Source organism: Micromonospora sp. BRA006-A, from assembly GCF_033433935.1.
In the GTDB taxonomy this organism is placed as follows: Bacteria; Actinomycetota; Actinomycetes; order Mycobacteriales; family Micromonosporaceae; genus Micromonospora; species Micromonospora aurantiaca.
In genome coordinates, this window is the sequence record NZ_JANCLW010000001.1 from 3,141,893 (window position 1) to 3,165,924 (window position 24,032).

At 73.6% G+C, this 24,032-nt stretch carries 32 protein-coding genes; 8 read left to right on the top strand and 24 right to left on the bottom strand.

Annotated features, from left to right (window positions below; all coding sequences use genetic code 11):
- Positions 1-13 precede the first annotated feature (13 nt).
- The gene (locus tag NMK34_RS14105) at positions 14-334 is read right to left on the bottom strand and encodes a PadR family transcriptional regulator (protein ID WP_412098954.1); all 321 of its coding nucleotides are present in this window, start codon (positions 332-334) and stop codon (positions 14-16) included.
- A 41-nt stretch (positions 335-375) separates the two neighbouring features.
- Positions 376-864: a YcxB family protein gene (locus tag NMK34_RS14110; RefSeq protein ID WP_318336343.1), complete on the bottom strand. Its 489-nt coding sequence runs from the start codon at positions 862-864 to the stop codon at positions 376-378.
- A 125-nt stretch (positions 865-989) separates the two neighbouring features.
- On the opposite strand from NMK34_RS14110, the gene NMK34_RS14115 reads away from it, so the two are divergent.
- Positions 990-1,919: a sensor histidine kinase gene (locus tag NMK34_RS14115; RefSeq protein ID WP_318333771.1), complete on the top strand. Its 930-nt coding sequence runs from the start codon at positions 990-992 to the stop codon at positions 1,917-1,919.
- On the top strand, positions 1,910-2,554 hold the full coding sequence (locus NMK34_RS14120; RefSeq protein ID WP_318333772.1) for a response regulator transcription factor: 645 nt from the start codon (positions 1,910-1,912) through the stop codon (positions 2,552-2,554). The genes NMK34_RS14115 and NMK34_RS14120 overlap by 10 nt, the downstream gene beginning before the upstream one ends.
- Positions 2,555-2,558: 4 nt before the next feature.
- Here the strand turns inward: NMK34_RS14120 and NMK34_RS14125 are convergent, their stop codons facing one another.
- Positions 2,559-3,302: a class I SAM-dependent methyltransferase gene (locus NMK34_RS14125; protein ID WP_318333773.1), complete on the bottom strand. Its 744-nt coding sequence runs from the start codon at positions 3,300-3,302 to the stop codon at positions 2,559-2,561.
- 40 nt (positions 3,303-3,342) lie between these two features.
- Positions 3,343-4,119 carry a hypothetical protein gene (locus NMK34_RS14130; RefSeq protein WP_318333774.1) on the bottom strand — a complete coding sequence of 259 codons (777 nt, stop codon included), beginning with the start codon at positions 4,117-4,119 and terminating at the stop codon, positions 3,343-3,345.
- 112 nt (positions 4,120-4,231) lie between these two features.
- Here NMK34_RS14130 and NMK34_RS14135 point away from each other — a divergent pair, with 112 nt between their 5' ends.
- Positions 4,232-4,696, top strand: a complete 465-nt coding sequence (locus NMK34_RS14135) for a MarR family winged helix-turn-helix transcriptional regulator (protein ID WP_318333775.1) — start codon at positions 4,232-4,234, stop codon at positions 4,694-4,696.
- 14 nt (positions 4,697-4,710) lie between these two features.
- Here the strand turns inward: NMK34_RS14135 and NMK34_RS14140 are convergent, their stop codons facing one another.
- Complete coding sequence (locus NMK34_RS14140) at positions 4,711-4,935, bottom strand: hypothetical protein (protein ID WP_318333776.1); 225 nt, start codon at positions 4,933-4,935, stop codon at positions 4,711-4,713.
- 129 nt (positions 4,936-5,064) lie between these two features.
- Between NMK34_RS14140 and NMK34_RS14145 the strand changes: the two genes are divergently transcribed.
- Complete coding sequence (locus tag NMK34_RS14145) at positions 5,065-5,940, top strand: alpha/beta hydrolase (protein ID WP_318333777.1); 876 nt, start codon at positions 5,065-5,067, stop codon at positions 5,938-5,940.
- A 23-nt stretch (positions 5,941-5,963) separates the two neighbouring features.
- On the opposite strand, the gene NMK34_RS14150 is transcribed toward NMK34_RS14145, so the two are convergent.
- The 3 genes from NMK34_RS14150 to NMK34_RS14160 form a co-directional block, all read right to left on the bottom strand.
- Positions 5,964-6,569 carry a YdeI/OmpD-associated family protein gene (locus NMK34_RS14150; RefSeq protein WP_318333778.1) on the bottom strand — a complete coding sequence of 202 codons (606 nt, stop codon included), beginning with the start codon at positions 6,567-6,569 and terminating at the stop codon, positions 5,964-5,966.
- A 29-nt stretch (positions 6,570-6,598) separates the two neighbouring features.
- Complete coding sequence (locus NMK34_RS14155) at positions 6,599-7,009, bottom strand: diguanylate cyclase (protein ID WP_318333779.1); 411 nt, start codon at positions 7,007-7,009, stop codon at positions 6,599-6,601.
- A gap of 143 nt (positions 7,010-7,152) precedes the next feature.
- Positions 7,153-7,521, bottom strand: coding sequence for a winged helix-turn-helix transcriptional regulator (locus NMK34_RS14160; RefSeq protein WP_318333780.1), 369 nt, complete (start codon positions 7,519-7,521; stop codon positions 7,153-7,155).
- Between the two features lie 61 nt (positions 7,522-7,582).
- On the opposite strand from NMK34_RS14160, the gene NMK34_RS14165 reads away from it, so the two are divergent.
- Positions 7,583-8,245, top strand: coding sequence for an NAD(P)-dependent oxidoreductase (locus NMK34_RS14165; protein ID WP_318333781.1), 663 nt, complete (start codon positions 7,583-7,585; stop codon positions 8,243-8,245).
- On the opposite strand, the gene NMK34_RS14170 is transcribed toward NMK34_RS14165, so the two are convergent.
- Entirely contained in the window at positions 8,242-8,898 is a 657-nt protein-coding gene (locus NMK34_RS14170) for an HAD family hydrolase (RefSeq protein WP_318333782.1), read from the bottom strand. The two genes, NMK34_RS14165 and NMK34_RS14170, sit on opposite strands and share 4 nt — an antisense overlap.
- 62 nt (positions 8,899-8,960) lie before the next feature.
- On the opposite strand from NMK34_RS14170, the gene NMK34_RS14175 reads away from it, so the two are divergent.
- The 3 genes from NMK34_RS14175 (at position 8,961) to NMK34_RS14185 (ending at position 11,286) form a co-directional block, all read left to right on the top strand.
- Positions 8,961-9,542: a carboxymuconolactone decarboxylase family protein gene (locus NMK34_RS14175; RefSeq protein WP_318333783.1), complete on the top strand. Its 582-nt coding sequence runs from the start codon at positions 8,961-8,963 to the stop codon at positions 9,540-9,542.
- Positions 9,543-9,627: 85 nt separating this feature from the next.
- Positions 9,628-10,602 carry a DUF1152 domain-containing protein gene (locus NMK34_RS14180; protein ID WP_318333784.1) on the top strand — a complete coding sequence of 325 codons (975 nt, stop codon included), beginning with the start codon at positions 9,628-9,630 and terminating at the stop codon, positions 10,600-10,602.
- A gap of 39 nt (positions 10,603-10,641) precedes the next feature.
- Entirely contained in the window at positions 10,642-11,286 is a 645-nt protein-coding gene (locus NMK34_RS14185) for an alpha/beta hydrolase (protein ID WP_318333785.1), read from the top strand.
- A 141-nt stretch (positions 11,287-11,427) separates the two neighbouring features.
- Here the strand turns inward: NMK34_RS14185 and NMK34_RS14190 are convergent, their stop codons facing one another.
- The 15 genes from NMK34_RS14190 to trxA all read right to left on the bottom strand — a co-directional run bounded on the left by NMK34_RS14190 (position 11,428) and on the right by trxA (position 23,890).
- Complete coding sequence (locus tag NMK34_RS14190) at positions 11,428-12,891, bottom strand: PepSY domain-containing protein (RefSeq protein ID WP_318333786.1); 1,464 nt, start codon at positions 12,889-12,891, stop codon at positions 11,428-11,430.
- Positions 12,892-13,144: 253 nt separating this feature from the next.
- Positions 13,145-13,912, bottom strand: coding sequence for a class I SAM-dependent methyltransferase (locus NMK34_RS14195; RefSeq protein ID WP_318333787.1), 768 nt, complete (start codon positions 13,910-13,912; stop codon positions 13,145-13,147).
- A 135-nt stretch (positions 13,913-14,047) separates the two neighbouring features.
- A complete protein-coding gene (locus NMK34_RS14205; RefSeq protein WP_318333789.1) occupies positions 14,048-14,716 on the bottom strand; it encodes a maleylpyruvate isomerase N-terminal domain-containing protein in 669 nt (222 codons plus the stop codon).
- A complete protein-coding gene (locus NMK34_RS14210) occupies positions 14,713-15,267 on the bottom strand; it encodes an AAA family ATPase (RefSeq protein ID WP_318333790.1) in 555 nt (184 codons plus the stop codon). The genes NMK34_RS14205 and NMK34_RS14210 overlap by 4 nt, the downstream gene beginning before the upstream one ends.
- Before the next feature lie 15 nt (positions 15,268-15,282).
- Positions 15,283-16,374 carry a winged helix DNA-binding domain-containing protein gene (locus NMK34_RS14215; protein ID WP_318333791.1) on the bottom strand — a complete coding sequence of 364 codons (1,092 nt, stop codon included), beginning with the start codon at positions 16,372-16,374 and terminating at the stop codon, positions 15,283-15,285.
- Between the two features lie 67 nt (positions 16,375-16,441).
- Positions 16,442-16,621 carry a hypothetical protein gene (locus NMK34_RS14220; protein ID WP_318333792.1) on the bottom strand — a complete coding sequence of 60 codons (180 nt, stop codon included), beginning with the start codon at positions 16,619-16,621 and terminating at the stop codon, positions 16,442-16,444.
- Positions 16,622-16,708: 87 nt separating this feature from the next.
- The gene (locus NMK34_RS14225; protein ID WP_318333793.1) at positions 16,709-18,388 is read right to left on the bottom strand and encodes a long-chain-fatty-acid--CoA ligase; all 1,680 of its coding nucleotides are present in this window, start codon (positions 18,386-18,388) and stop codon (positions 16,709-16,711) included.
- 101 nt (positions 18,389-18,489) lie between these two features.
- The gene (locus NMK34_RS14230) at positions 18,490-18,669 is read right to left on the bottom strand and encodes a hypothetical protein (protein WP_318333794.1); all 180 of its coding nucleotides are present in this window, start codon (positions 18,667-18,669) and stop codon (positions 18,490-18,492) included.
- 72 nt (positions 18,670-18,741) lie between these two features.
- Positions 18,742-19,452: a spermidine synthase gene (locus NMK34_RS14235; protein ID WP_318333795.1), complete on the bottom strand. Its 711-nt coding sequence runs from the start codon at positions 19,450-19,452 to the stop codon at positions 18,742-18,744.
- Between the two features lie 81 nt (positions 19,453-19,533).
- Positions 19,534-20,142: a class I SAM-dependent methyltransferase gene (locus tag NMK34_RS14240; RefSeq protein WP_318333796.1), complete on the bottom strand. Its 609-nt coding sequence runs from the start codon at positions 20,140-20,142 to the stop codon at positions 19,534-19,536.
- A complete protein-coding gene (locus NMK34_RS14245; RefSeq protein ID WP_318333797.1) occupies positions 20,081-20,977 on the bottom strand; it encodes a sulfite exporter TauE/SafE family protein in 897 nt (298 codons plus the stop codon). The genes NMK34_RS14240 and NMK34_RS14245 overlap by 62 nt, the downstream gene beginning before the upstream one ends.
- The gene (locus NMK34_RS14250; RefSeq protein WP_318333798.1) at positions 20,974-21,558 is read right to left on the bottom strand and encodes a rhodanese-like domain-containing protein; all 585 of its coding nucleotides are present in this window, start codon (positions 21,556-21,558) and stop codon (positions 20,974-20,976) included. The genes NMK34_RS14245 and NMK34_RS14250 overlap by 4 nt, the downstream gene beginning before the upstream one ends.
- A gap of 86 nt (positions 21,559-21,644) precedes the next feature.
- Positions 21,645-23,045, bottom strand: a complete 1,401-nt coding sequence (locus NMK34_RS14255) for an MBL fold metallo-hydrolase (protein ID WP_318333799.1) — start codon at positions 23,043-23,045, stop codon at positions 21,645-21,647.
- Positions 23,046-23,216: 171 nt separating this feature from the next.
- Positions 23,217-23,486: a metal-sensitive transcriptional regulator gene (locus NMK34_RS14260; protein WP_318333800.1), complete on the bottom strand. Its 270-nt coding sequence runs from the start codon at positions 23,484-23,486 to the stop codon at positions 23,217-23,219.
- 53 nt (positions 23,487-23,539) lie between these two features.
- Positions 23,540-23,890 (bottom strand): thioredoxin, encoded by a 351-nt coding sequence (gene trxA, locus NMK34_RS14265; protein ID WP_318333801.1) that lies wholly within the window; start codon positions 23,888-23,890, stop codon positions 23,540-23,542.
- Positions 23,891-24,032: the final 142 nt, after the last annotated feature.

Consider the following 24,032-nt stretch of genomic DNA (forward strand, 5'->3'; position numbering starts at 1 on the left):
CGCGACGGTGGGGTCAGGCGGTGCGGGGCCGCAGGGTGCGCAGCCGGCTCTCGGCGGCGGAGGCGAGCTGTCGCAGCCGCTCGGTCTGGCGTGCCAGCTCGGCCCGGCCGTCGGCGCGCAGCCGGTAGTAGCGGCGTAGCCGGCCGTCGACGACCTCTTCGTGACTGAGTTCCACGAGATCCTGCGCGACGAGGCGGTCCAGGGCGGCGTAGAGGGTGCCCGGCAGCAGGTTGACGCGCCCGCCGGACAGGCCGGCGACCTCCTGGATGATCCCGTAGCCGTGGCGCGGCTCGTCGGCCAGCGCGGTCAGGATCAGGAAGGTCGCCTCACGCATCTCGCTCATCGAGGCAACATATACAGCCGATCAATATATGGTCAACGGTCGCCGAGGAGGTGCCGCTCGGTCATGAAGGCGTGCAGCGTCCCGGCGTCCTCGGCGGACATCAGCCACCGGGGGATCACCGTGGCCGGCATCCGTCCCACGTACACGATCCAGAAATCCGGCGTCTCGGTGACCCGCGTGACGCCGTCCCAGGCGATGCCGCCGGACTCCGAACCGCTGCGCATCATGATGTTGCGGTCGTCGATGTCGTAGCCGCCCTCGACGGCGTACCCGCCGGAGCGGCGCCGGGCCCGCCACCGCACCCACGGCGCGTACAGCATCGACAGCACGCCGGCCACGATCAACGCGGTCCACAGCGACGCGAACCGCGCCGACGCCTGCGAGGCGATCCAGCCGACCACCCCGATCGCGGCGAGGGCCGCGCCGATGTAGCCGAACCGGCGCAGCCGGGCGGCGGCGAGCGCGGCGGCCACGCGGGCCGGATAGGCGGGATCGGCCGGTACGGCGAAACGGATCTGCATCGGCACCGAGGACCACCCACCGGACTCGTGATTCTGGACGGCGGGAACGCTGCCCCGCCACGACGTGCGGCTCCACGGTACCGGTGGCCGGCGGGGGTGCGGTTTTCCGCACCCCCGTGGCTGTGGTGGGCCCGCTGGAGCCCTCCTCGGTGCGGTCGAGCGGACCTCGGGTCGTCGGCTACCTGGCCGCCCGGCTCCTGCCCGCGGCGCTCGGCGCGCTCACCGCCGGCCTGCTCGTGGTCGGCGTGGTGCTCGCCGCCATCGTGGCGCGCTCGTTCGTGGCGGGCACCATGACCGTGGCCGGGTTCCTGCTCCAGGTGCTGATCGGGGCCGCCCTGCTGGCGGTGAACCTCCAGGCCATGGCCAGCGTGACGGTGCTGGACCGGTGGCTGGCCCGCCGCCTGCTCGAATCCCACACGCGCGAGGCGTTGCGGCGGCGCATCAGCGAACTCGCGGTCAGCCGGGCCGGTGTCATCGCCGCCGTCGACGCCGAACGTCAGCGCATCGAGCGCGACCTGCACGACGGGCTGCAGCAGCACCTCGTCGCCCTCGGCATGCTGCTCGGGCGGGCACGCCGCAGCCGCGACCCCGACAAGGCGCGGGCCCTGCTCGCGCAGGCGCACGAGGACGCCCAGCGCGCCGTCGACGAGCTGCGGGAGGTGGCCTGGCGGGTGTACCCGTCCGCGCTCGACCACACCACCCTCGACGAGGTGCTGACCATGGTGGCGCAGCGGTCGGCTACACCCGTGAAGATCACCTACAACGTGCCGGTCCGGCCCGTCCGGCCGGTCGAGACCGTGCTGTACTTCGTTGCCTGCGAGGCGCTCACCAACGCCGCCAAACACGCTCGCGCTACGATGATCACCATCGACATCGAGGCGCGGGACACGATCGTCGAGCTGCGTGTGCACGACGACGGCATCGGCGGCGCCGACCCCGACGGCAGCGGCCTGCAAGGGCTCGCCCGCCGGGTCGCCGCGCTCGACGGCCGGTTCGACGTGCAGAGCCCACCCGGTGGACCCACCGCGATCCGGGCGGAACTGCCGTGCGCGTAGTCCTCGCCGAAGACTCGACCCTGCTCCGCGAAGGGCTGGTCCGCCTCCTCGCCGACGAGGGACACCAGGTGGTGGCCGCCGCCGCGGACGCCGACCAACTCGTCGCGGCCGTCGACGAGCACCGCCCCGACGCCGTCGTCACCGACGTCCGGATGCCGCCCACGAACACCGACGACGGGCTGCGGGCCGCGCTGGAGATCCGCCGCCGCTGGCCGCACATCGCCGTGCTCGTCCTGTCCCAGTACGTCGAGAAGCGCTACGCCGCGAAGCTCCTCGCCGACCGGTCCGAGGGCGTCGGCTACGTGCTGAAGGACCGCGTCGCCCAGATCGAGGAGTTCCTCGACGCGCTCGACCGCGTCGCCGCCGGTGCCACGGCGCTCGACCCCGAGGTCGTCCGGCAGCTCATGTCCGGCACGAGCCACAGCGATCCGCTGAATCGCCTCACCCCACGGGAACGCGACGTGTTGCACCACATGGCGCAGGGGCACACCAACGCCGCCATAGCCGGCCGCCTGCACGTGTCGCAGAGCGCTGTCGAGAAACACGTCAACACCATCTTCGACAAGCTCGACCTGTCCCACGTGACCGGCTACAGCCGACGCGTCCTGGCGATCCTGCGCTACCTCGGCTCCTGACGACTCAGATCCGGCGCAGCACCAGAGTGACGAAGCCGAGCACGCCGCGGTACCCGCGAAGCCACTGGTCCCGGTGCTCCCGCGCGGCGGCGAGCGCCCCGGCGGCGGCCGGGTGACCCGGATTGTCCAGCGCCCACTCGCTCAGCGAGCCGGTCCACGACCACTCGTAGTCGTCCCACTCGGCGGTGTCGCTGACGTGCGCGTACACCGGGGTCCAGCCGATCTGCTCGGCGGCCGCTACCAGACCGGGCAGGTCGGTGTGGTCGTCGGGCTTCGCGCCCAGCGCGGTCAGCGCCTCCGGCGTCGGCGGCACCTGCCAGAACCCCTCGCCCACCATCAGGATGCCGTCGGCGTTCACGTGCCGGCCGGCCAGTTCCAGCGTGTCGCCGAACCCGCCGAACGCGTGCGTCGACCCGACACAGAGCACCAAGTCGTAGTCGCCATCCGGCACGTACGACCGGGCGTCGCGCTCGTGCAGCGTGAGCCGGTCGGCGAGGCCGCGCACGGCGGCGGCGTCAGCGGCGCGCTCCAGCGCGTACGGGCTGAGATCCACACCGTCGGCGTGCCCGTCCGGGTGGTGCGCGAGGGCCTGCAACGCCCAGGCGGCCTCACCGCAGCCCAGGTCGAGGATGCGGGCCGCCGGCCGGCGACCGGCCCGGCGCAGCAGCCGGTTGACGTTCACGCCGGAGACCGGGGCCGCGATCGGGTGGTGCGAGTGCGCGATGCTGCTCAGGCGTTGACGGTCCATCGTCGCAGTCAACACGAGCACAACCGGATTGTCGTGCGGGTCAGGCGCGGCAGACGATCGTCGCGTCGTCGGTGGCGACGCCCTCGCGTGCCTCTGCCTCGCGCACCCGGCGGATGACCTCGGCCGGGCCGTCGCTGTCCAGCAGGCGCAGCAGCCCCGGCCAGTCGGTCAGGCCGAAAGTGTCCACGAGACGGCTCGCGCCGTTGCTGAGCAGCGCCGCACCCGTCACGTCGTCGGCCGTGCACTCGCCCGTGACGGCCTCGTCCACCACCCGGGGGTCGTCCTTGGCGACCCAGAATCCGCCAGGGCTGTTCCGCCGGGCCCGCAACTCCATGAACAGCCGCCGGTACTCGTCGCCGCCCTCGGGCACGTCCTTCAGCCGCTCCTCGAAGGACCGGGCGATCACCACCTCCCGCGGATCGTGGGCGACGACGGGACCGCCGGAGGCCCGGCCGACCAGCGCGACCGCGTCGCCGAGGACCAGGTGCTCGACGGTCCCGCCGGAGAACCGGAGCATCGCCACTGCCGCGAACGGGCTGATCGGGTGGGTGACGTCGCAGGTGTCGCGGTGCTGGTCGGTGACCCGCTCGATGCCCTCGGCCAGCACGTCGCGCAGGCTCCGATCCTCGGACAGCACGCCGAGCAGCGCGCCGCCGAGCCGAGTCGCGTACCAGGCGATGCCGTGGTGGCAGACCTCGCCCGCGCCGGAGATGCCACCGGCGCCGTCGACCAGGACCATGCCGCAGGGGACGGCGCCGGCGAAATCCTCATTCGTACGGCCGGGATGTCCCGCGTCGGTCGCCATCGTTACCCGCATCGCCCCATCATGCCGGGGCCGACCGGAACGCCGTGCCCCTCGCGGCTTGATCTGAAGCGTGGTTGAGGTTCTAGCGTCGTGCTCACCCGACCACCGCCGGAGGTAGATCACCATGACGATGCCGCACCTGTCCGACGCCGAACTCGCGGGCCAGCCGGCCGCCTACTGGACGGGCGTCGCGTACGAGTCGCTGATCGCCTTCACCCGGGCCCAGCAGGCCGCGCACGGCTTCACCCAGCCCCAGTTCTGGCTCCTGCGCAACCTGTCCACGAACGACCTTCTGCCCGGCGGTGGCGGGTTGACCGTCCCCGACCTGCGGCACGCGATGCGCTCGTACCTGCGCGCCGAGGACGACCTGGAGGCCGAGGCGGAGGTGCTGCGGGAGCGCGGCTGGCTGACCCGCGACGCGGACGGCAGGCTGCGGATCACCCAGGCGGGGGAGGACGCGCGGGTCAGGTTCAAGCAGTACGCGCCGGCGATCCGAGCCCGCATCCACGAGGGCGTCGACGACGCCGATTACGTCACCACCCTCAAGGTGCTCCGGCGGATGATCCGGAACACCGGCGGTACCGTGTAGCGCACGGGCCCGGCTCAGGACGCCCGCAGGCTCCGGATCGCCAGGCGGGCTCCCTGGTGGAGCAGCACGCCGGCACCGGTGTTCGCGACGGCCAGCCCCGCCGCGCCGAGCAGCCCGGCGCCGACGTCCATCACGCCGGTCGCGACCAGCAGGACCGGCCAGCCCAGCGCGGCGGCGACGAGCGACGACCGCCACCAGCGCCCGAGGAGAAGCCCGAACAGGATCAGCACCGGGATCATCGCGGGCGACCTCCTGCCGTCGGCTCGTTCGAGCGTACGCCCGGCTCACCCCGCCGGTCGCCGGGCGCGGGGTCGTCGCGGCTGCCGGAATCGGCCGTACGGGCGCGGCCGGACCGCCAGGATGAGGTGATGCGCGCCAGTCGGAAGATCCGCCACCGGCACGCCGACGTCGACGGCCTGGAGGTGTTCTTCCGCGAGGCCGGACGCCCCGGTGACCCGGCGGTGCTGCTGCTGCACGGCTTCCCCAGCTCGTCGCACACGTTCCGCGAGGTCATGCCCGCGCTCGCCGAGGTCGCGTACGTGCTCGCGCCCGACCTGCCGGGCTTCGGCATGTCGTCGTCGCCCACTGTCGCCGAGTACGACTACACGTTCGAGAACCTGTCGTGGACGGTCGAGCGGTTCCTCGGCCGGCTCGGCGTGGACCGCTTCTTCGTCTACCTGCACGACTTCGGCGCGCCGGTCGGCTACCACCTCGCCACCCGGGCCCCGGCACGGATCCGCGGCCTGATCGTGCAGAGCGGCAACGCGCACGCCGACGGGCTCGGCGCGCAGTGGGACACCGCGCGGGCGTACTGGGCCGACCCGGGCGAGGCCACCCGCGCCGCGCTGCCCGACTGGCTGACCTTCGCCGGCACCCGGGACCAGTACCTCGCCGGGCTGCCCGAGCACGTACGCCCGTTGCAGGCGCCCGAGGCGTGGCACCTGGACTGGGATCGGATGACCCGGCCCGGCAACGTCGAGGCGCAGTTCGCGCTGTTCACCGACTACGCCACCCACGTCGCCCGGTTCGGCGAGATCGCCGCGTACCACAGCGCCCACCAGCCGCCGGCGCTCGTGCTGTGGGGCCGGCACGACGCGTACTTCGACGTGGCCGAGGTGCTCGCGTACCACCGCGCGCTCGACCGGATGGACGCGCACCTCTACGACGGCGGCCACCTCCTGCTGGAGACCCACGCGGCCGAGTGCGCCGCGCTCATGCGCGCGTTCGTCCGGGACCACGCGTGAGACGTGGTGAGGGGGCCGTGACGTCACGGCCTGGTCGAGGGCTTCGCCTTCTGCGGGTGGAACGTCTCGTGGCGGGCCAGCATGGCGACGAACTCGCCGATCTTGCGCGTCCGGGTCTCCGCCCGTTTGACCGCGTTCAGCCGGTGGATGAGCGCGAACCTGTTGGCGCTGGTCAGGACGTCGAACATGGCCTGGGCGGCGGGCTCGGACGCGATGGCGGCGAGCAGGTCGGCCGGCACCTCGGCCTCCGACGGCGGCGCGTAGGCCGCCGCCCACCGGCCGTCCGCCTTCGCGGCCTCCACCGCGGCCCGGCCCGCCGGTGTCATCCGCCCCTGCTCCTCCAGCCGGGCCACGTGCGCGACGTTGCGCTGCGACCAGGAACTGCGGGCCCGGCGCGGGGTGAACCGGATCCAGGAGCTCTCCTGGTCGCGCTTGCGGGCCTGCCCGTCGATCCAGCCGAAGCACAACGCCTCGTCGACCGCCTGCTGCCAGGTCAGCGCGGTGACGGTGCCGCCCTTGCGGGTCAGGGCGAGCCAGACACCGGGAGACGTGTCGTGGTGGGCGGACAGCCACGCGCGCAGCGCGTCCGCGTCGGCCACGATCAGCTCGTCCAGCTCAGCGGTTCCCATGACCGGCAGGCTATGCCGGGGGTACGACGCTACTGCCGGACGCCCGGCTCAGCCGCCCGCTGATCCCCGTCGGGCGACGCGTCGGCCGCCCGCCGTATCCGCCGTCCGGCCACCAGCATCGACACGCCTGCGCCGGCGAGCCCCGCGCCGATCAGCCCGCCCACGATCCCCGCCGCCGGATCGCGCTCACGGAGCGCGTACACCACGGCCGAGGTCAGGATCGGCGTACCGAGGGCGATCGCCATCCACCCGCCGAGGACGTCCGCCCTGTCGGCGAAGGCGTTCGTGGTGATGAGGACGAGCAGCACCATGGCGGCGGCGACGCTGACGAGGAGCAGCGCCGCGAGGATCAGCGCGGGGTCACGCGGGAGCAGCCCGGCGGCCGCGGCGAGCACGTAGACGATCGCCGCCGCGATGAGGTTCGCGAGGACGTTCGTCATCACGTTCGCGGCGAACCTGCGCAGGCCGCCACGCCCGGTGTCGTTGCCGCTGATGGCGTCCCCCCGATCGCCGTCGATGCCTACCGGAGCGAGGCTAGGGCGACCGGTCGGCCCGGCACAACGCCCGGTGCCGACGGGTGTGGTCAAGGCATCCGTGAGTCGTGCGACCTCCGGGCCGTCAGCACCTCGTCCAGGTGCCGCTCGCTCCACGACCTTGCCGCCGCGACCAGCGTCAGCAGGCTGCGGCCCAGCGGCGTCAGCGCGTACTCCACACGCGGCGGGTTCTCGTCGTAGGCGGTACGCGTGACCAGCCCGTCGCGTTCCATCGCCCGCAACGTCTCGGCCAGCACCTTCGGCGTGATCGTGCGCAGCGGCACCCGCAGCTCGGTGAACCGGCGCGGCCCGTGCTCCAGGCACAGCACCACCATCGCGGTCCACTTGTCGCCGATCTGCAACGGCACCATCCGCGACGGACACGCGGGGTGGAACATGTCCGGATCGAGCGGCGTCACCGCCCGAGCGTAACCCCGGTACCGTTGCGGTAACCGGCACCCCGCGGCCTAGCGTCGCGCCATGACCAGCATCGTCGTCTTCGGCGCGGGCGGCCGGGCCGGCCGCGCGATCACCGCCGAGGCCCACCGCCGCGGCCACCGCGTCACAGGCGTCGTCCGCGACCGCGCCCGCCATCCCGGCCTTACCTCCGCGGTACGCGGCGACGTCACCGACCCGGAGGCCGTCACCTCCATCGGGTACGGGCACGACGCCGCCGTCCACGCGGTCAGCCCGGCGTCCGGGCCGGAGGCGCTCGCCGCCGGCCTCGATCCGGAGTTCTTCGTCCGGGCCGCCGACGCGCTGCTGCACGGCCTGGCCCGCGCCGGCGTGCCCCGGCTCCTGGCGATCGGCCTGTTCGCCACGCTCACCGACGCGCGCGGCCGGCCCCTCCACGACGACCCGGCCGTGCTGCCCGCAGAGTTGCGGCCGTTCGCGCTCAGCCACGCCGCCGGCCTGGACCGGCTCCGCGCGGCGGACACCACTGTCGACTGGCTGGTGCTCACCCCGCCCGCCGCGCTGGACGTGGACGGCCCCCGCACCGGCCGCTACCGCCTCGGCGGCGAGCAGGCCCCCGCGCTCGCGCACCTGTCGTACGCCGATCTGGCGGTCGCGGTGGTCGACGAGATCGAGGCGCCGCGCCACCACCGCACCCGGCTCTCGGTCTTCGGGGACGTGCCGGACTAGCCGCCCGCCGCGTTGTGCCGGGCGACCAGCGCCGGCAGCTCGTCCAGCGAACCGATGCGGAACAGGCACCGGTCGGCGACGTCCGGCATGTCGAGGATGTGGCCCCACGGTCCGCGCCGGATCAGGCACGCCGTCATGCCGGCGGCCATCGCCGGGGCGGCGTCGTTGTCCGGCCGGTCACCGACGTACAGGATCGCCGACGGGTCGCCGCCGCCCTCGCGGACCACTCGGTCGAAGAACTCCGGCGCCGGCTTCGCCACGCCCCAGGCCGCCGACGTGCCGATCACGTCCACCGGCAGGTCCAGCGCCCGCAGCGTCGCCTCGGCGTGCTCCGGCTGGTTGCCGGCCAGGCCGACGCGCAGACCCTGGTCCTTCAGGGCGGCCAGGCAGGCCCGCGCGTCCGGGTAGAGGTCGTCGGCGCCGAACGATTCCGGGTCACCGGCCGCGACCCGGCGCGCGAGTTCGGCGGTGAGGTCGAAGTCCGGCCGGAACGCCCGGAACACCTCCTGGTAGTCCAGCCCTCGGGCGATCACCGCGCCGAAGACCGCGGAGAACGTGTGCCGGGGTACGCCGAGCCAGTCCGCCCAGGTCGCGAACTCGCGGGTCTCGTCGAGGATCGTCCCGCCCACGTCGAAGAAGACCGCCCGGATCATTCGCGGATCGTACTGTCGTTGATCAGCCTGTGGGGGGCGCCCGGGTGGCGCAGACTGCCCGCATGAATGCCGCCTTCCTCCCCGAACCGCCGCAGAGCCCGGCGGCGAAAGCCGCGTACGAGGACGATCTAGCCTCCGACGGCTACGTCAACAACCTCACCCGCGTCTGGTGCTGGCGACCCGACGTGCTGATGTCGTTCCAGAACACGCGCACCGAGCTGCTGTCCGAGTCCACGCTGTCCTCACGTGAGGTGGCGGTGCTGGTCGCCGCCACGGCCGCCGCGCGGGGCGACTCGTACTGCTCGTTGGCCTGGGGCGCGCGGCTGGCCGGGATGAGCGACGAGGAGACAGCCGCCGCGGTGCTGCGCGGCGACGAGGCGGACCTGTCGGAGCGGGAGACGGCGCTCGCGGACTGGTCCCGCCGGGTCGTGACGGACCCGAACGCCACCATCGAGGCCGACACGCGACGCCTGCGCGAGGCCGGCCTGAGCGACCGGGAGATCTTCGAGGCGACCACGCTGATCGCGTTCCGGCTGGCCTTCTCCACGGTGAACGACGCGCTCGGCGCTCGGCCGGACGCGCAACTGGCGGAGAAGGCGCCACGGCTCGTCCGGGAGGCGGTCACGTTCGGCCGCCCGGTCTGAGCGAGCGGGTCCCGGCCCCGGGCCGCGCCTCGACCGGGCGGCCTCGGGGCAGCGGGCCGCCACGCGAGCGGAAGATCATCATCCGGTGACCGACACCGCCGCGTACACCTTGGCCGTTCCGCCGTTGTTCGCCGCCCTGGCCCCGGCACGCGACGTCCTGATCGCCGGCGCCGGTGGCGGCTTCGACGTGTTCGCCGGCCTGCCGCTGGCGCTGGCGCTGTGGCAGGCCGGCAAGCGGGTGCACCTGGCCAGCCTCTCCTTCTCCGAGCTGGAACTGCTCGACCGGCAGGTGTGGGTGGACGAGCACGTCGCGGCGATCCGGCCGGACACTCTCAGCCCGGACTGGTACTTCCCGGAGGCGCACCTGGCCCGCTGGCTGGCGGGCCGGGACCTGCCGTCGACCGTGTACGCCTTCCCGCCGCTGGGCGTGCAGCCGCTGCGGGAGGCGTACCGGCACCTGGTCGACCGGCTCGACCTCGACGCGATCGTGCTCGTCGACGGCGGCACCGACATCCTGTTGCGCGGCGACGAGAGCGGCCTGGGCACCCCGGTGGAGGACATCACCAGCCTGGCCGCCGTGGCCGGACTGGACGTGCCGGTCCGGCTGGTGAGCAGCCTCGGTTTCGGCATCGACGCGCACGACGGGGTCAACCACGTCGAGGTGCTGGAGAACCTGGCCGCGCTGGACCGGGAGGGCGGCTACCTCGGCGCGCTGTCCATTCCCGGCTCCAGTCGTGAGGCCGTGCTCTACCGCGAGGCGGTCGCGCAGGCCCAGGCCGCCACCCCGCACCGGCCGAGCATCGTCCAGGGGCAGATCGCCGCCGCCACCGGCGGCGCGTTCGGAGACGTACGGTTCAGCCGGCGCACCGGCCACGGCGACCTGTTCGTCAACCCCCTCATGGCGATCTACTTCTCCGTCGACCTGCCCCGGCTCGCCGCCCGCTGCCTCTACCTCGACCGGATCGAGAACACGATCGGGCGGCGTCAGGTCATCACCCGCATCGAGGCGTTCCGCGACGAGCTGCGGGCCGCCCGGGTGCCCCGGGCGTATCCGCACTGACGGCCACGGCATGTCGTACCGGTGTGGGAGGGTCCGGGCATGACGACGTTCGTGCTCATCCACGGTGGCGGGGGCAGCGCGTGGGACTGGCATCGGCTGGTTCCCGAGCTGGCCGCCCGGGGCCACGACGCGGTGGTGCCGGAGCTGCCCATCGGTGACCGGTCGGCGGGGTTCGCCGAGTTCGGCCAGGCGGTGATCGACGCCGCCGGCGACCGCGACGACCTCGTGGTGGTCGGGCACTCGTACGGCGCGTTCACCGCAGCGCTGGTCGCCGACCGGCTGCCGGTGCGCCTGCTGGTCCTGCTCACGCCGATGATCCCGCGGCCCGGCGAGAAGCCGGGGGACTGGTGGGGCAACACCGGCTACCGCGAGCCGGAAGGGCTCAGCGAGGAGCAGCAGTTCTACAACGGAGTGCCGGCCGAGATCGTCGCCGAGGCGCCCGCGCACGCCCGGGAGCAGGTCAGCGCGGAGTGGGACGAGCCGTGGCCACTGCCCGCCTGGCCGGCCGTGCCGACGGCGGTGCTGATCGGCCGCGACGACCGGTTCTTCCCCGCCGACTTCCAACGCCGGGTGGCCGCCGACCGGCTCGGCGTGGCTCCCGACGAGATCGACGGCGGCCACGCGGTGGCGCTCAGCCGTCCGGGCCCGCTCGCCGACCGGCTGACCGCCTATCTGGTGTCCTGATCCCGCCTCGCCGTGATCCGTCCGGCCCCTCCCGACGACACGCTGATCGGGAGGGGCGAGGCGCCGTGCGGATCCGCGACTGAGGGTTCACGGCGGCTGTCCGGTCTCTCCGAGGCGGTGACGGCCGGATAGCCGCCGGGGTCAGCTGCCGGTCGGCGCGGGTGAGACGGGTAGGGGCCGGCGGCGCCGACGGGCGAGCAGGCCGAGGACGAGATCGACGACGAGGAAGCCGAGCAGGGTGACGCCGAACCAGGGCAGTGCCCAGCCGAGTGCCAGGGTGACCGGTACGCAGAGCAGCAGCGCCCACCACGGGAGCCCTCGGAGGCCACCTCGGGCGGGCGGTGAGCCGAGCGGGGCGCGACGGCCGGCGCGGGTGGGGCGGCGCTGCCACCACATGCGGTAGCCCCAGACGATGACGCAGAGCAGACCGAGAGCGAGCGCGGCGAGCAGGATCTGGTTGATCGGCCCGAACAGGATTCCCATGTGGGCTTGGATGCCGAGGCTGCTGAGCTGCGCGAGCAGCGGCCAGTCGGCGAAGTCGCTGCGGGCGGTGACCGCGCCGGTGGTGGGCTCGACGGCGATTCGGTCCTTCGCGACCGGCCAGGCGTTGTCGACCTGGGCGACGGTCCAGGCCAGGCCGGACTCCGCGGCGGGGCTGATCTCCACCGGTCCCGAGAGTCCGGCGCTGCGCGCGGAGGCCAGCACGTTGTCGTAGGACGCCGGATTGTCCGCCGTGCCGGTCGCCGCGCCACCGTGCTGATGCTCACCACCGCCCGCGGGCGGGGCCACGCCGTCGACGGTGGTGGAGAGTTCCGGAGTGCCGGCGCGCAGGGTGTCCAGGCCGGTGCTGAAGTTCGCGCCGGCGTACCGGGACCAGGTCAAGCCGGTGGCGGAGAGGAACAGCAGGCCGACCGCGAGCCAGACACCGGTGCTGGCGTGCCAGCCCCGGGTACGGCGAACTCCCTTGCGGGCGGTCAGGTCCGGTACGAGCAGGTGTGTCGTCCGGGCGCGGGTGGCGCTGCGGCGGCGCCACCACAGGACCACGCCGCCGAGAACGAGGACCCACAACCAGCTGGCGGCGATCTCGGAGTAGTGCCGGCCGACCTCGCCGAGGTGCAGGTTGCGGTGCAGGTCGTCGAGCCAGGTGGTGGCCGGGGTGGAGCCGAACCAGGTGGTGAGCTGCCCGGTCACCTCGCCGGTGTACGGGTCGACGTAGACGGTGTGCTGCTTGTCGCCGAGTTCCTCGAGCGAGAACACCACCTGGGTGGTCCGGTCGCCGGTGCCGGGCGCCACGGCGGCGATGGTGCCGTCGGGGTGCGCCGCCCGTGCGGCGGTGACCTGTTGGGCGAGGGTCTTCGGCTGGTCACCGACGGCGGCCACGGTCAGCCGGTCGCCGTAGAGGGCCTGGTCCAGCTGCGGGGTGATGGTGTAAGCCAGGCCGGTCAGGGCGGCGACCAGCAGGAACGGGGCAACCAGGATGCCGGCGTAGAAGTGCAGCCGGGTCAGCAGCGCGGCGAACGGCGTCGGCTGGCGGCCCGGCCGAGCGGCCGGCGCGGCGGTGGAGGTGTCCGGCGCGGGATCGCCGGACAGTTCGGTGACGGACATCGACTACTCCGATCGAGAATATGGGCTTTTGGTTCGGGGTGGCTCGTGCCCGTCGAGCCGTGGGCTGCCCGGTTGCCGTGTCCCGATCGAGTAGTCGGTCAGGTGTGTCAGGAAGTTCCCTCGTCCGCGTAGATCTTCGGGTTGTCGTCCGGCGCGGTGCCAGGACGCCTCCGCGTGCCGACGGCAGCGAAGGGGCGCCGAGGCGGGCCGACTCGCGCCAGGTTGCCGTCAAGGATCACCCGGTGCCGGTTGGTCAGGGCTGCGACGTCCGCCGCGCCAGGTGGACCGTGACGTCCGCGGTGACCTCGATCGTGCCGGGCAGCACATCCCGGACGCGGTGGAACACCTGCTCACGTACGGGTGGCGGCAGTTCGAGATAGGCCGAGACGGTCGACAGGAGACCGACGTAGTCGTCGGCGCTGATGGTGATCCGCCGCGCGATCTCCGACTGGCGCACGTCGGTGAACCACTCGGACGCGCGCAGCTCGGTGCCGGGCCACTGCATTCCGGCCTCCGGTGGCGTCCCGTCCGGCGACGGGATCTCGTCGTCGGCGAGGAACTCGGACCGGGCCGCGGCCACCGCGTCGCGCAGCGCCGGGTCGGCGATCCGCAGCGGCCCGCCGAACGACGCGAACACGCCACCGGACGCGAGCAGCCCGGCGATCCGCTCCCATCGCCGGTCCGGGTCGGTCCAGTGCAGCGCCGCCGCCGCGTACACCAGGTCGTGGCGCTCGCCCGCGCGCAACTGCTCGAACGCGGCCTGCCGGACCCGCACCTCGGCCGGGACGTGCCGGCGCAGTTCGGCGAGCATCGCGGGATCCGGGTCGGTGGCGGTGACCGCGATGCCGCGCCGCGCGAACAGCAGGGTCGCCTTGCCGGTCCCGGCGCCGATCTCCAGTGCGGTCCGGACCGGCCGGTCCGCGTACGCCAGCACCAGGTCGGCCAGCTCCTCCGGATAGCCGGGCCGGAACCGTTCGTACGCCCGCGCTGCCGCCCCGAAGCTCAACGCACGATCCGGCATACCGGTCATCCTTGCACGCTCAGGCCGCCGGGCTACGCGCCCGGATCCCATGCCGCGATCCGGTCGAGTACGCGCCGGTCGCCCTCGATGGTGAGCGCGTCCAGCGGTATCCGGCCGTAGAAGGCCAGGACCAGGTCACCTGCGGTGGACCGGGCGGCGGTGTCGGCCGGGCCCGCATCGGCTCCGAGGGGAAGGCGGGTGACCCGTACGCCGTCGGGGGAGAGCCGCACGCACCACCACTCGCCCCTCGGTGAGGTGGTAGTCGAGGACGGCTGGCTCGTACGGCCACGGCACAGTGGTCGCGCAGCAGGTGGACAGGAAGTCCTCCACGCCGTCGAGGGCCACCTCGACCGGCAGCGGCCGCGGCGCGCCCACTGTGAGCTGGGCGTCGTAGGTGTGCACCGTGATCTCCTGGAGCTGGTGCCGGGCGACGGCGCCGCAATTCTGCGGCGACTGCGACGTGTCCCACCACGTCCAGCAGCCCCGATCGGGTCCGGCGTCGCTCAGCGCGGCCAGCAGCCGTTCGGTGGACTCGGCCAGCCAGTCGCGCAGCGCCGTACGCTCCCGGGGCACGTCCGGCCCGCCGGGCGCGGCCCGCCCGGAGGCCTCCGGTCCGGCCGCGACGGTGGCCGCCCAGGAGCGGCGTCCCTGACCGATGTGCCGGGCCAGGTCGAACAGCGTCCACCCGGGACAGGTCGGCACCGGCGCGTCGAGGTCCGGCGCGGCGGCGACCGCGTCCCGGAACGCAGCCGACCGGTCGTCGATCAGCCGCAGCCGATCGGGAAACGTCAGGGGTTCGGTCACCCCGGCTGTCTACCATCGTGCCCGGAGGCCCGACAGCGAGTTTCGGCGCGCACGTGCGCGGTGACGGCGTCGGCCACCTGCTCGGGCGGAGCGGACGCGTCGATCAGACGGGCGTCTGTCACCGACGCGAACGCGGCGAGGGCCCGGTCGACGTGGTCGTGCCGCCAGCCGCGCGCGCCGGACTCGACCTGGTCGGCGTCGATCCGGGCCCGCAACCGGTCCTCGGGGAGCGTGAGCACCACCTCGCGGACGTCGACGCCCGCGGCGCGGACGCCGCCGAGGATCTCCGCCCGGTACGCCGGGTCGAGCAGGCTCATCGGCACGATCCAGACGCCCGCGTGGTGCCGGTCCAGCCCGGTGACCGTCTGCACGACGAGGTGACGCCACAGAGGCAGATCCTGGAAGTCGCCGGTCGGCGGGGTGACGAACGCGGTGAGCATCGAGCCGAGGAACTCCGGGTCGAACAGCCGCGCATCCGGCAGCGCGTTCGTGAGCAGCCGCGCGGTGGTCGTCTTGCCGACACCGAACGCGCCGTTGAGCCAGACGATCACGCGATCATGATGCCATCACGCCGCGAAGTCGACGCCGGCGAGCGGCACGCCCCGGTACGCGGCGAGGCGCTCGGCCTCGGCGACCACCGCGTCGCGGGTGCTGCCGGTGAGCTTGCGCCACGGCTGGACCGCGACGGTGAACGACCGGCCGGACTTGCGGGGCCGCCAGGTGCCGGCCAGATCACCGTCGGCCAGCACGGCGCCGGGGCGGCCCAGCACCGGCCACAGCTCCTTGGCGCGGGCCGCGTCCGGCACCAGCGTCGCCCGGTCCTTCGCCTGGAGGAACAGGTCGAACGGGCCGAGCAGGCGGGTCGTCGTGGCGTCCGCCGACCCCAGCGCCGCCTCGTCGGCGGCGAGCAGCCACCGCGTCTCGCCGTCGACGGTCACCTCGATCGCGTCGTGCGGCCAGCGGGCCTTGACCTCCTTGACCGGGGCGTCGAGGTAGTCGGCGACGTGCTTGGGCGTGGCCGGGCCGAGCAGCCGCAGGTACGCGCGGATGAGCTCGAACCGGTCGCCGGGCGCGGCGGCCGCACGGAAGCCGCGGATGCGTTCCAGGATCGGCGGTGACGTGTCGAGCCGCAGCTCCAGCCCGGCGCGCACGGCGGCCAGCCGGAACGGCATCTCGTAGAGGTGGATCGCGTCGCACGGCCGGCAGTGCCGCAGGTAGGGCTCGGGCATCACCTCGGCCAGGCGGCCGGAGACCGCGCCCTTGACCGTGGGCTCGCGGACGATCTGCCGCATCCGCGCGGCCACCTCGTCGAGCGCGGCGACGATGCCGATGCCGGCCGCCTTCAACGGCTTCGCCGCGTCGTAGATGCGCTTGCCCGCGTCGGCGTCGGAGAACGGCTCGACCGCGGCGGCCACCGCGCCCACGTCGGTACGGCGGTAGAGGTGCGGGGCGCCGCGTACGGTCCAGAGCTGGACCAGGTCGTCGCCGGTCAGCGGGGCCACGTCGACGCCGCGCGTGGCGAGCGCCCACCGGCCGCCGTCGGGACCGGTGTCCTGTGCGCCGATGTCGAGCACGGCGGTGTCGGCGAGCGAGCCCCGCGCCCGGTCGAGCTGCTGGGCGCGGACGCGGAAGGCCAGCACCTGACGCCTGTCGGTCATCGTCACAGCCTAGGCGGGGGCACCGACACGTCCGGCGCGGAGCGCGGACCGGCGTGGCCGGGCGCCGTCAGCGGGCGGCGCGCGGTACGGAGTCCGTCCGGCGGTCGGGGCCGGAGCGCTTGAGCAGGAACACCCCGCCGCCGATGAACACGAGGCTGAGCACGATCCCGACCAGGTTGCCCTCGGCGAGTGTGCCGAAGGTGCCGAGCAGGCCGAGGATGACGGCCACGCCCCCGACCAGACGCATGACGTAACGACCGACTGCCTTGCCCCGTGAATCCACCATGGACGCCCGTCTACCCCCGCCGTCCCGCCGGCAAACGAGCAGCCCGCGTCAGCGAGCCGCGAGCAGCCGTTCGCGGACCTCGCGGCGCAGGATCTTGCCGATCTGGGAGTACGGCAGCTCGTCGACGACCACGACCCGGCGCGGCACCTTGTACCCGGCCAGCCGGGTGCGGCACGACGTCCGGATCGCCTCCGGGTCGCCGGCCACCGCCGGGTCGACCACCACCGCGGCGACGACCTCCTCACCGTCGTCGGTGGGCATGCCCACGGCGGCGGCCTCGCGTACGCCGGGGACGCGGCGCAGCGCCTCCTCCACCTCGGACGGGTAGACGTTGAAGCCGCCCGTGATGATCAGTTCCTTGATCCGGTCGACCACCGTCACGAAGCCGTCGGCGTCCATGGTGACGATGTCGCCGGTACGCATCCAGCCGCCGGGCAGCAGCACCTTGGCGGTCTCCTCGGGCCGGTGCCAGTAGCCGGTGAACACCTGCGGCCCGCGGACCAGCAGTTCACCGGCCTCACCCGGGGCGCGGTCGCGGCTCGGATCCTCGGGGTCGACGATGCGGACGTCGGTGGAGGGGAACGGCACGCCCACGGTGCCCGGCCGACGGGTCGGCGCGACCGGGTTGCCGATGGTGATCGGGGACGTCTCGGTCATCCCGTACCCCTCGACCAGCAGGCCGCCGGTCACCTGCTCCCACAGCTCCACGGTGGCCGGTGGCAGCGACATCGCGCCGGACAGCGCGTACCGGATGGAGGTGAGGTCGACGCCGCGTTCGCGCGCGGCGGTGGCCAGCTTCGCGTAGACCGGCGGTACCGCGGGCAGGAAGGTCGGTGGGCGGCGGCGGACCGCGTCGAGCACCTGGTCGGCGTCGAAGCGGGGGAACAGCACCAGCGTCGCCCCGATGCTCACGGCGAAGGTCAGGCAGAGCGTCAGCCCGTAGGCGTGGAACAGCGGCAGCACCGCGTACACCGTCTCCGCGCCGTCGCGCAGGCCCGGCACCCAGGCGCGGCCCTGCGCGGCGTTGGCGCGCAGGTTGCGGTGGGTCAGCACCGCGCCCTTCGGCTCGCCGGTGGTGCCGCCGGTGTACTGGAGCAGCGCCACGTCGCCGGCCTCGGGCGCGGGATGCCCGGCGGGCAGCGGCCCGGCGGCGGCGACCAGCTCCGACCAGGGCAGGGCGCCGGGCGCGGGGGCGGTCATGGCGGCCCGGGCGGCGCGGACCTTCGGCAGCGGCACCCGCAGCGCCCACCGCTTGAGCCGCGGCAGCGCCGCGGTCAGGTCGACCGACACCACGGTACGCACGGCGCCGCGTCCCGCCACCAGCGGCGCGACCTTGTCCCACGCGATCGCGACCGTCGCGCCGTGGTCGGTGAGCTGCCGGTCCAGCTCGTCGGCGGTGTAGAGCGGGTTGTGCTCGACGACGACCGCGCCGAGCCGCAGCACGGCGTAGAACGCGACCACGTGCTGCGGGCAGTTCGGCAGCACCAGAGCCACCCGGTCGCCCGGGCCGACGCCGAGCCGGCGCAGCGCCTCGGCGGCGCGGGCCACCTGGTCGGCCAGCTCGGCGAACGTGGTGGTGGCGCCGTAGAAGTCGAGCGCGACCCGGGGGCCGAACCGTCCGGCCGCCTCGGTGAGCAGGCCGACGAGCGAGCCGTCCGGCTCGGCGATCTCGGCGGGCACCCCGGGTGCGTAGCTACGGGTCCAGGGTCGCTGGGCGGTCGCGTCCATCGCCGTTACTCCTCGTCGCGCGGATGACGCCCCCAGCCTAACTTAACCGGGCGGTAACCTACGCTCACGTAGGTTGCCGGGTGGGTCACACCCCCCGCAGGTCAGCGGCGGCGGGTCGAATGCTGGTGCACCACCCGCCGGCCCTTCACGATCCCGAAGATGATGACCGCGGCGAGCGCGATCACGCCGATGACGACGAGCCAGCGGACCGCCTCCAGCAGCAGCCCGAGCAGGATGAGCACACCGGCGACCACGCCGACCACCCAGAGCAACGCACGCATGTCCCAGCCTCCCGTCGTACGGTGGGCCGTGCGCTTTCCCGCTGCTCGTGCGGCCATGCGCCGCCGGGGGGATCAGTGCCGGGCCACGTACACGGTGTTCGCCGCTTCCCGGCCCTGCAACGGGTTCGGGAACCGGACGACGTGCGCCACCGAGGTCGGGAACACCTCGGTCAGCGTGCGCTGGAACGCCGGGTCCGGCGGGTCGTTCGACCACAGCGCGAAGACACCCTCCGGGTGCAGCAGCGCGGCCAGGCGCCGCAGCCCGTCGACCGTGTAGAACGAGGCGTGGCTGGGGTGCAGCACCTGGCGGGGGGAGTGGTCCACGTCCAGCAGCACCGCGTGGAAGCGGCGGCCGGGCTCGTCCGGGTCGAGACCGTCGCCGGCCACAGCGGCGAAGAAGTCCGCCCGGACGAACCGGGTACGCGGATCGGTGGCCAGCCCGGCGGCGAACGGCAGCAGATCCCGCCGGTGCCAGTCGATCACGTCCTCGATCGCCTCGACCACCACCAGTGAGCGCACCCGGGGATCCTCCAGCGCGGTACGCGCGGTGTAGCCGAGGCCGAGCCCGCCGACCACCACGTCCAGCGCGTCACCGGTGAGCGGGGCCAGCCCGAGCCGGGCCAGTTCGATCTCCGCGACCGGGAAGGCGCTGGACATGAGGTACTCGTCGTCGAGCTTCACCTCGTACACCTCGGAGTCCAGTGCCGGGTCACGGCGCCGCCGCAGGCTGATCTCGCCGATCGGCGTCTCCCGCCAGGCCAGTTCCTCGAAACGCGCGCCCACCCGGTGTCCTCTCCGCTGATCCGTCCCCGGATGCTACCGGCCGGTCCCGGCCCGGCCCGGCGAAACGGCGGCGGACGGCGGTCAGCCGGCGGGGCGGGTGGCGACCACCACGGTGTCCAGCGCGTCGACGGTCCCGCCGTCGGTGGCCGGGACCGGCCGGCGGGTCGTCTCGGCCCGCTGCACGCGCAGCCCGGCCAGCCCGTCGACCACCGACTCCGGCGTGAGCAGCACGTTCGGATCCTGCGGGCCGCCGATGCCGCCGGCGAGGTTGGCCAGGTCGTGGCCCACCACCACGAGCGTGCCGCCGGGGCGCAGCGCGGACTTCGCCGCGGCGAGCACCCCGGCGAACTCCGGCGCGGGCAGGTGCAGGTAGCTGATCAGCACCAGGTCGTAACTGTTCGGCACCGGCCTGTAGGCGGTAACGTCCGCGACCCGCCAGTCGACTGTGACGCCCCGCGCGGCGGCCAGCTCCCGCCCCCGGTCGACGGCCACCGCGGAGAAGTCCACCGCGTTGACCCGCCAGCCCTGACCGGCCAGCCAGACCGCGTTGCGGCCCTCGCCGGCGGCGATGTCCAGCGCTGACCCGGGAGTCAGCCCGGTGACCGACTCGACCACGAAACGGTTGGGCTCAGCGCTCCACACCAGTCCGGGCGTGTCGGCGTACCGGCTGTCCCAGGCGCTGCTGTCCACTGTGTTCCCTCCTCCGGCGGCCCCACACCGCCATGGTGACCGTACCGGCCACGGCAAGCGCTCCCACGGCGAGTCCCCATACCGGCGGCAACTGCTGCGCGAGTACGAACACGCCCATCACCACGACGAACCAGCCGAACCCCCGGCGCAGCAGGTCGGCCGGGATCCGCCCGGCGAGCCGGCCACCGAGCAGGCTGCCGACGACGGCGGCGGCGGTGACCCCGGCGGCCAGACCCCAGTGGATCTGCACGCTGGACAGGTAGCCGGCCAGGCCGGCGAACGACTTCATCGCGATGACGACCAGCGAGGTGCCGACCGCTACCGGCATCGGCAACCCGCCCAGCAGGGCCAGAGCGGGTACGACCAGGAAGCCGCCGCCGGCGCCGACCAGGCCGGTGACCAGGCCGACGACCACACCGTCCCCGACCACCCGCAGCATCGGCAGCTCGTGCGGCACCGGGCGGCCCTCGGCGGACCGGCGGCCTCGCAGCATCGCGACCGCGGTGGCGAGCATCATCAGCGCGAACCCGGTCAGCAGGACGCCGGCCGGGACGAACTCGGCCAGCCGGCCGCCCGCGTACGCGCCGGTCATGCCGGCCACACCGAAGATGAGCCCGGTACGCCAGCGGACCCGGTTCGCCCGGGCGTGCGGCAGTACGCCGACGGCGCTGGTCACGCCGACGACCAGCAGCGAGGTGGCGATCGCCTCCTTGGCGGGCAGGTCGGCGACGTAGACCAGCAGCGGCACGGCGAGGATCGACCCGCCGCCGCCGAGCAGGCCCAGCGTCACGCCGATCAGCACCGCGCCGGCCAGCGTCAGGACGAGAGTCGTCACTTGCGGCTCCCGTCACGCAACTGCCCCACGATCGTGTCCAGGTCGCAGCTCGCGCCGCGGTTGTACGGCAGCTTGCTCAGCAGCATGCCCATGGCGCAGGTGTTGGTGAGCGCGGCGATCGTGAGGCCCGCGCCGATGAACGCGGCGACCCACTTCAGGCCGGGCACGAACACCGAACCGAGGACGGCGGCGAGCACGATCGAGCCGGCGACGAGGCGTACCTGGCGCTCCAGGTCCCAGCGCGGCCGGCCCTGGTTGACCGGGGCGTTCGTGGCCTGCCAGGCCAGCATGCCGCCGTCGAGCACCTTGACGTTGGGCAGGCCGACGGTGCCGAGCGCCTGACCGGCCTGGCCGGCCCGGACGCCGGAGCGGCAGATCAGCACCACGTCCTCGTCCAGGTGGCTGCGCAGCTCCGCGCGGTGCTCCCGGAGCAGGTCCAGCGGCACGTTGTACGCGCCGGGGATGTGCGCGGCCTCGAACTCACCGGGCGTGCGCACGTCGAGCATCCGCGGCGTACGGCCGGCGGCGATCAGTTCGCGCAGCGTCGCCGCGTCGATGGTGGTGGGGGTGGTCGTGGTCATGCTTCGGTCTCCTTCAGCGGGTGTTTTCGGGCAGGGTCGGGCGCCGGCCGGCGTAGGGACACGCCGGCCGGGCGCTCGGGGAGAGGTCAGGCGGCGGGCGCCATGCGTACGCCGGCCGTCTCGGCCCGGCCGTACGAGTCGTCGATCAGCACCACGTCACGGCCGGCGTTGGCGAGCAGGGACGCGGCGGCGGTGGCCCGGTAGCCGGAGCCGCAGTGCACCCAGACCGTCCCGGCGGGGATGTCGGCGAGCCGCTTCGGCACGTCCGGCAGCGGCACGTGCACCGCACCGTCGATGTGCCCGGCCTTCCACTCGTTCGTCATCCGCACGTCGAGGACGACCTGCGGCGCGGGCAGCCCGGCCGGGGTCTTCCCGGCCTGCGCGGCGGCGAGCGCGTCGAAATCGGCCACCGCCATCTCCCGCAGCTGCGACGGGTCGGCGGTCCACTGCTCGGGCTCGCCGGTGGCCTGGGCGGCCGGGCGGTCGATGCCGATGCGGACCAGTTCCCGCTGGGCGTCGGCGACCTGCTCCGGGGTCTGCGCCAGGAACGTGATCGGCACGCCCCAGTCGATCAGCCAGCCGAGCCACGTCGACATCGGCCCGTCCAGGCCGAGGCTGACGGTGCCGGCCAGGTGCGACGCCGCGTACGCCTTGCGGTGGCGCAGGTCGACCACCCACTCGCCGGCGGCGATACGACGGCGCAGCTCGCCGGCGTCGGCGCGGGCCACCGGGGTGAGGTCGACCGGGGCGGGACCGGCGGCGTTGGCGACGCCCATGTGGGCGTAGTACGCCGGGTAGGCGTCCAGCCCGGCCAGCGTCTCGGTGACGAACTGGTCGGCGGCCAGCCGCAGCACCGGGTTGGCCTCCTTCTCCCGGCCGATCGTCGACTCGGGGGCGTCGGCCTGGCTGGCCGAGCAGAAGCTGCCGAAGCCGTGCGTGGGCCAGACCTGCGCGCCGTCGGGCAGCAGGTCGGCCAGCTTGCGCGCCGAGGCGTACTGGTGGTGTGCCAGCTCGTGCGCGTACTGCTGGCCGAGCAGGTCGGTGCGGCCGGTGGTGCCGAACAGCAGCGAGCCGCCGGTGAACACACCGGCCGCCGTCCAGCCGCCGCCGGTGGCCTCGTCGAGCGCGTACGACAGGTGGTGGAACGTGTGGCCCGGGGTGCCGATCACCCGCAGCCGCATGGTGTCCGACACCGGCACGGTGTCGCCGTCGGCGGCCGGGGTCCGGTCGAACTCGACAGTGTCGGCGGCGGCCACCAGGTACTGCGCGCCGGTGATCCGGGCCAGCTCCAGGCCGCCGGAGACGTAGTCGTTGTGGATGTGCGTCTCGACCACGTGGGTGATCCGTACGCCCTTGGCGCCGGCCAGGTACAGGACGCGGTCGATGTCGCGCTGCGGGTCGACCACGATCGCCACCCGGCCGTCGGAGGCGAGGTAGCTGCGGTCGCCGAGCGAGGAGGTCGCGATGACGGACACGTCGAGAGTCATGCCGTTTCCTCTCATTGCCTATATACCCCGGGGGGTATGTGTGGGACAGACTGCGGCCTGGGTTCTCCAGGCAGGTGTTTACCCGCCCGCGTCGCGGTCACACGGCGCGGGCGGGGCTCAGCCGGTCGGGCGGGCGCCGTCAGGCCAGGGGGCCGTCGGGCCGGGGAGCCGTCAGGCCAGGGACAGGAAGAGCTTCTCCAACTCCTCCTCGGTCATCTCCGGCTCCTCGCCCGCCTGGCGGACGGCGTCGCAGTAGCGCATGCCGGAGGCGATGATCTTGAAGCCGGCCCGGTCGATGGCCTTGGAGACCGCGGCGAGCTGGGTCAGCGCGGCGCGGCAGTCCTCGCCGTTCTCCATCATCTCGATGACGGCGTTGAGCTGCCCCCGGGCCCGCTTGAGCCGGGTCAGCGCCTCGCCCGTCATCTCCGGTCGAAGATTCACGTCGTACCTCCTGCGCTCGAAGATACCCCAGGGGGTACTCGTGCCGCCACCCGTCAGGCGGTCTTGGCCCGGACCTCGTCCATGTCGAGGTCGCGCACGGCCCGGATCAGCTCCTCCAGCCCGGCCGTCGGCAGGGCGCCCGGCTGGGCGAACACCAGCACGCCGTCCCGGAACGCCATCAGTGTCGGGATCGACCGGATCTGGGCGGCGGCCGCGAGGGCCGGCTCGGCCTCGGTGTCGACCTTGCCGAAGGCGATGTCCGGGTGCTGCTCGCTGGACTTCTCGTAGACCGGCGCGAACGCCCGGCAGGGGCCGCACCAGGCGGCCCAGAAGTCGACAAGGACGATGCCGTCCCGGTTGACCGTCTCTGCGAAGTCGGTGGTGGTCAACGCCACGCTGGCCATCAGTACCTCCGTCGGTTCGGGTTCCGCCATGTGTAACACACCCCCCGGGGTATCCATTCCAGGTGGTGCTGCGGCCGGTGCGACTTGATCGACTCCAGGTCGGGGATGTGGTGGGGTCCGGGTGGGTGGGATGCAACCACTT

What these genes read in the sequence shown, in the direction of transcription:
- NMK34_RS14105 (WP_412098954.1), bottom strand. Translation starts at nt 334, where the DNA reads ATGCGTGAGGCGACCTTCCTGATCCTGACCGCGCTGGCCGACGAGCCG.
- NMK34_RS14110 (WP_318336343.1), bottom strand. Translation starts at nt 864, where the DNA reads ATGCAGATCCGTTTCGCCGTACCGGCCGATCCCGCCTATCCGGCCCGC.
- NMK34_RS14125 (WP_318333773.1), bottom strand. Translation starts at nt 3,302, where the DNA reads ATGGACCGTCAACGCCTGAGCAGCATCGCGCACTCGCACCACCCGATC.
- NMK34_RS14130 (WP_318333774.1), bottom strand. Translation starts at nt 4,119, where the DNA reads ATGCGGGTAACGATGGCGACCGACGCGGGACATCCCGGCCGTACGAAT.
- NMK34_RS14135 (WP_318333775.1), top strand. Translation starts at nt 4,232, where the DNA reads ATGACGATGCCGCACCTGTCCGACGCCGAACTCGCGGGCCAGCCGGCC.
- NMK34_RS14140 (WP_318333776.1), bottom strand. Translation starts at nt 4,935, where the DNA reads ATGATCCCGGTGCTGATCCTGTTCGGGCTTCTCCTCGGGCGCTGGTGG.
- NMK34_RS14145 (WP_318333777.1), top strand. Translation starts at nt 5,065, where the DNA reads ATGCGCGCCAGTCGGAAGATCCGCCACCGGCACGCCGACGTCGACGGC.
- NMK34_RS14150 (WP_318333778.1), bottom strand. Translation starts at nt 6,569, where the DNA reads ATGGGAACCGCTGAGCTGGACGAGCTGATCGTGGCCGACGCGGACGCG.
- NMK34_RS14155 (WP_318333779.1), bottom strand. Translation starts at nt 7,009, where the DNA reads ATGACGAACGTCCTCGCGAACCTCATCGCGGCGGCGATCGTCTACGTG.
- NMK34_RS14165 (WP_318333781.1), top strand. Translation starts at nt 7,583, where the DNA reads ATGACCAGCATCGTCGTCTTCGGCGCGGGCGGCCGGGCCGGCCGCGCG.
- NMK34_RS14170 (WP_318333782.1), bottom strand. Translation starts at nt 8,898, where the DNA reads ATGATCCGGGCGGTCTTCTTCGACGTGGGCGGGACGATCCTCGACGAG.
- NMK34_RS14175 (WP_318333783.1), top strand. Translation starts at nt 8,961, where the DNA reads ATGAATGCCGCCTTCCTCCCCGAACCGCCGCAGAGCCCGGCGGCGAAA.
- NMK34_RS14185 (WP_318333785.1), top strand. Translation starts at nt 10,642, where the DNA reads ATGACGACGTTCGTGCTCATCCACGGTGGCGGGGGCAGCGCGTGGGAC.
- NMK34_RS14190 (WP_318333786.1), bottom strand. Translation starts at nt 12,891, where the DNA reads ATGTCCGTCACCGAACTGTCCGGCGATCCCGCGCCGGACACCTCCACC.
- NMK34_RS14195 (WP_318333787.1), bottom strand. Translation starts at nt 13,912, where the DNA reads ATGCCGGATCGTGCGTTGAGCTTCGGGGCGGCAGCGCGGGCGTACGAA.
- NMK34_RS14215 (WP_318333791.1), bottom strand. Translation starts at nt 16,374, where the DNA reads ATGACCGACAGGCGTCAGGTGCTGGCCTTCCGCGTCCGCGCCCAGCAG.
- NMK34_RS14220 (WP_318333792.1), bottom strand. Translation starts at nt 16,621, where the DNA reads ATGCGTCTGGTCGGGGGCGTGGCCGTCATCCTCGGCCTGCTCGGCACC.
- NMK34_RS14225 (WP_318333793.1), bottom strand. Translation starts at nt 18,388, where the DNA reads ATGGACGCGACCGCCCAGCGACCCTGGACCCGTAGCTACGCACCCGGG.
- NMK34_RS14230 (WP_318333794.1), bottom strand. Translation starts at nt 18,669, where the DNA reads ATGCGTGCGTTGCTCTGGGTGGTCGGCGTGGTCGCCGGTGTGCTCATC.
- NMK34_RS14250 (WP_318333798.1), bottom strand. Translation starts at nt 21,558, where the DNA reads ATGACCACGACCACCCCCACCACCATCGACGCGGCGACGCTGCGCGAA.
- NMK34_RS14255 (WP_318333799.1), bottom strand. Translation starts at nt 23,045, where the DNA reads ATGACTCTCGACGTGTCCGTCATCGCGACCTCCTCGCTCGGCGACCGC.
- trxA (WP_318333801.1), bottom strand. Translation starts at nt 23,890, where the DNA reads ATGGCCAGCGTGGCGTTGACCACCACCGACTTCGCAGAGACGGTCAAC.